The organism is Kutzneria sp. 744 (genome assembly GCF_000568255.1).
Lineage (GTDB): Bacteria > Actinomycetota > Actinomycetes > Mycobacteriales > Pseudonocardiaceae > Kutzneria.
This window is the reverse complement of the sequence record NZ_KK037166.1, coordinates 2542535-2545523: the sequence shown is the minus strand read 5'-3', so window position 1 is coordinate 2545523 and position 2989 is coordinate 2542535. Positions and strand designations below refer to the sequence as shown.

General features: G+C 69.8%; 6 protein-coding genes. 3 read left to right on the top strand and 3 right to left on the bottom strand.

Going from position 1 to position 2989, the window contains the following annotated elements:
* The 3 genes from KUTG_RS11290 to KUTG_RS11280 all read right to left on the bottom strand — a co-directional run.
* On the bottom strand, positions 1 to 305 hold a 305-nt coding region (locus KUTG_RS11290), incomplete at its 3' end, for a sigma factor (protein ID WP_043716719.1).
* 109 nt (positions 306 to 414) lie between these two features.
* On the bottom strand, positions 415 to 765 hold the full coding sequence (locus KUTG_RS11285; RefSeq protein WP_043716717.1) for a cupin domain-containing protein: 351 nt from the start codon (positions 763 to 765) through the stop codon (positions 415 to 417).
* Positions 762 to 1196: a cupin domain-containing protein gene (locus tag KUTG_RS11280; protein ID WP_232240753.1), complete on the bottom strand. Its 435-nt coding sequence runs from the start codon at positions 1194 to 1196 to the stop codon at positions 762 to 764. The genes KUTG_RS11285 and KUTG_RS11280 overlap by 4 nt, the downstream gene beginning before the upstream one ends.
* A 118-nt stretch (positions 1197 to 1314) precedes the next feature.
* Here KUTG_RS11280 and KUTG_RS65165 point away from each other — a divergent pair, with 118 nt between their 5' ends.
* The 3 genes from KUTG_RS65165 to KUTG_RS11270 all read left to right on the top strand — a co-directional run.
* Positions 1315 to 1983 carry an NAD(P)/FAD-dependent oxidoreductase gene (locus tag KUTG_RS65165; RefSeq protein WP_198047100.1) on the top strand — a complete coding sequence of 223 codons (669 nt, stop codon included), beginning with the start codon at positions 1315 to 1317 and terminating at the stop codon, positions 1981 to 1983.
* Positions 1974 to 2624: an NAD(P)/FAD-dependent oxidoreductase gene (locus KUTG_RS65160; RefSeq protein ID WP_198047099.1), complete on the top strand. Its 651-nt coding sequence runs from the start codon at positions 1974 to 1976 to the stop codon at positions 2622 to 2624. The genes KUTG_RS65165 and KUTG_RS65160 overlap by 10 nt, the downstream gene beginning before the upstream one ends.
* Positions 2625 to 2654: 30 nt before the next feature.
* A partial coding sequence (locus KUTG_RS11270) for an SDR family oxidoreductase (protein ID WP_043728981.1) occupies positions 2655 to 2989 on the top strand: 335 nt, incomplete at its 3' end.

Sequence of the window (2989 nt, the reverse complement as noted above, 5' to 3'; positions counted from 1 at the left end):
TCGGCGCCCAGTTGCGGGTCGGCCGAGGTGTCCACGGGTTCGGGCAGCCACGGGCCCACGTAGCTCTCCCGCCGCGCGTAGGCGGTCTGCGTGGCGTTGATGGCCAGCCGGGTGGTCGTGGTGGCGAGATAGGCCGCCGGGTTCTCGACCACGGACCGATCGCAGGTCTGCCAGCGGATCCAGACCTCCTGCAACAGATCCTCGGCGTCGACGGCCGTGCCCAGCATGCGATAGGCGATGCCGAACAGGCGAGGTCGCACGGTGGCGAAGACCTCGGCCGCGTCGTCCAGGGTCGTGGTCTCCATGCTCACTGATCCCTTTCGCCGGGGAGCGCGGCAGGGCCGGGCGGCGCGCTGCCGTTCGCAGCGTACGCCAGCCCGGCCGCCTTCCCCGTCCCGACGGATCAGTCGGGCATCATCCGTTGGACTGAATGCCAACGGAAACTGCGTTCGTGAAAAGGAAAACCGCGTCCGACACGGCTTCGATCCGATGCCGGCCGTCGGGCAGCGACAGCAGGTCGCCCGGCACCGCCTCCCAGCTGTCCCGCCCCGCGACCAACCGCACCCGGCCTTGCAGGACGTACACCGTGGTCTCGCCGCGGTGCTCCTGCTCGTGCAGATGTTCGTTGGCCAGCAAGGCGATCACCGTCTGACGCAGCGAATGCTCGTGGCCGCCGTGCACGGTGTGGGCGCTGCGGTTCTGCGGGCAGTTGCGGGCCGTGGCCAGCTGTCCGTGGGCCACCGCCGTGAGCGACGTCTTGGTCATGGCCGGGGCGCTCGCCTGCTCTTGCGCTCCGCCAGCTCCTCCGCGCTCACCGGGATCAGCATCGGCTGGCCCGGCACGCAGAACATCGTCACCACGAACTGGGATTCCCCGTCCGTCAGGTGATTGCCGTCCTGGTAGTGGATGACGTCGCCGCCCGGCTCCCAGAACGTCTCGCCCGCCTTCACCACGCGCTCCGGCTCGCCCTCCAGCTCGAAGACGATCTCGCCCTTGAGCACGTAGCCGTAGGCCGGGCCCGAGTGGCGGTGCGGCGGCGCGCCCGGGCTGCCCGGCGGCAGCGTGACGTGGATGGTCATGGCCTCGGCCTGCTCGTGGATCTGCGGGACGCCGGTCACCGTCGAGAGCAGGTCGATCTGCGGCGGCGGGCCGTCGGCGTACGGGTTGGGCAGGTTGTGATCATGCTGGGTGCTCAAGGCTGCCTCCTGGTCGACGGTGTTCGTCAGCTAGGACAGGGCAGGCCCGCGATCTGTGACAGCTGAGTCGCCGATCACACCTTGTCACGCGCGGGCGGGTCGCGTTGTCCATACGGGTATGCAGCGGATCCTGATCGTCGGTGGTGGCTATGCCGGCTTCTACGCCGCCCGGGGCCTGGAGAAGCGCCTGCGGGCGGGCGAGGCCTCGGTGACGGTCGTCGATCCGCGACCGTACCTGACCTACCAGCCGTTTCTGCCCGAGGTGCTGGCCGGCTCGATCGAGGCCCGGCACGCCGCCGTGTCCATGCGCGGGCATCTGCGGCGCACCAAGGTGATCGCCGGCCGGGTGCGGCTGATCGACCACGCCCGGCGGACCGCGGTCGTGCAACCGCCGGACGGCGCGGAGTTCTCCGTCGACTACGACGTGATCGTGGTGACGGCCGGGGCGGTCACCCGCCGGCTGCCGGTGCCGGGCATCGCCGAGCAGGCCATCGGGTTGAAGCACGTGGAGGAGGCCGTGGCCATCCGCGACCGGATGCTGACTTCTGTCGACCGGGCGGCCGCGCTGCCGCCGGGGCCGATGCGGCGGAAGCTGCTCACGGTGGTGTTCGTCGGCGGCGGCTTCTCCGGCGTTGAGGGCTTCGGTGAGCTGCTGTCGCTGGCATCTTCGCTGCTCAAGCGGTATCCGGAGATTTCGGCCTCGGAGCTGCGGTTCCATCTCGTGCAGGCCACCGACCGGATCCTGCCCGAGGTGTCGGTGAACGCCGCGGTGCAGTTGTGCACCTGAACTGCACCGTCCAGTCCGCAGTGGACGGTGCGGTGCAGCTGACCGACGGCTCCTCGTTCGACGCGGCGCTCATCGTGTGGACCGCCGGCAACGACGCCAACCCCGTGGTCAGCAAGCACACCGATCTGCCGATCAATTCTCGCGGTCTGGTCATCGTGCGGCCAGACCTGCGGATCGGCACCGAGACCGAGGTCGTGCCGGCCGCATGGGCAGCCGGCGACGACGCCGCCGTGCCGGACCTGGCCCTTCCCGGCGCCTTCACCGTGCCCAACGCCCAGCACGCGTTCCGGCAGGGCAAGCTGCTGGCCCGCAACATCGCCGCCGCGCTACGAGGGCGCCCTTCGAAGCGCTACCGGCACCCCAGCCTCGGCTCGGTGGCCACGCTCGGCCTCGGGCGCGGCATCTTCCAGTACAAGAAAATCACCATCAAGGGCCCGGTGGCGTGGTTGATGCACCGCGGCTACCACGTGCTGGCCGTGCCGACGTGGGAACGCAAGGTCAGGGTGCTGGCGGTGTGGCTGACCGCCGCGCTGTTCGGCCGCGACATCGTGTCGCTGGCCGCCGTCGAACACCCGCGCGACGCATTTCTTCGGGACGGATCCGCTCCGGCTGTCACAAACCGAGCCTCCGTCCTGTCCTAGCTGATGAGCCAACACGGGAAGGACACAAGCATGAAGATCGTGGTCATCGGGGGCACCGGGCTGATCGGCTCGAACGCCGTGGCGAAGCTTCGGGCGGAAGGCCACGAGGCCGTGCCGGCGGCGCCGAGCACCGGCGTGAACACCCTCACCGGCGAGGGCCTCAAGGAGGTCCTCCAGGGCGCCGACGTGCTCGTGGACGTCTCAAACTCGCCGTCGTTCGCCGACGACGACGTGCTGAACTTCTTCACCACGTCGACCACCAACCTGACCGAGGCCGCCGAGGAGGCCGGCGTCGGGCACTACGTTGCGCTGTCCATCGTCGGCATCGACCGGATGCCCGACATCGGCTACTACCGGGCCAAGGT

Coding starts and splice junctions, on each gene's coding strand:
- KUTG_RS11285 (WP_043716717.1), bottom strand. CDS start 765: ATGACCAAGACGTCGCTCACGGCGGTGGCCCACGGACAGCTGGCCACG.
- KUTG_RS65165 (WP_198047100.1), top strand. CDS start 1,315: ATGCAGCGGATCCTGATCGTCGGTGGTGGCTATGCCGGCTTCTACGCC.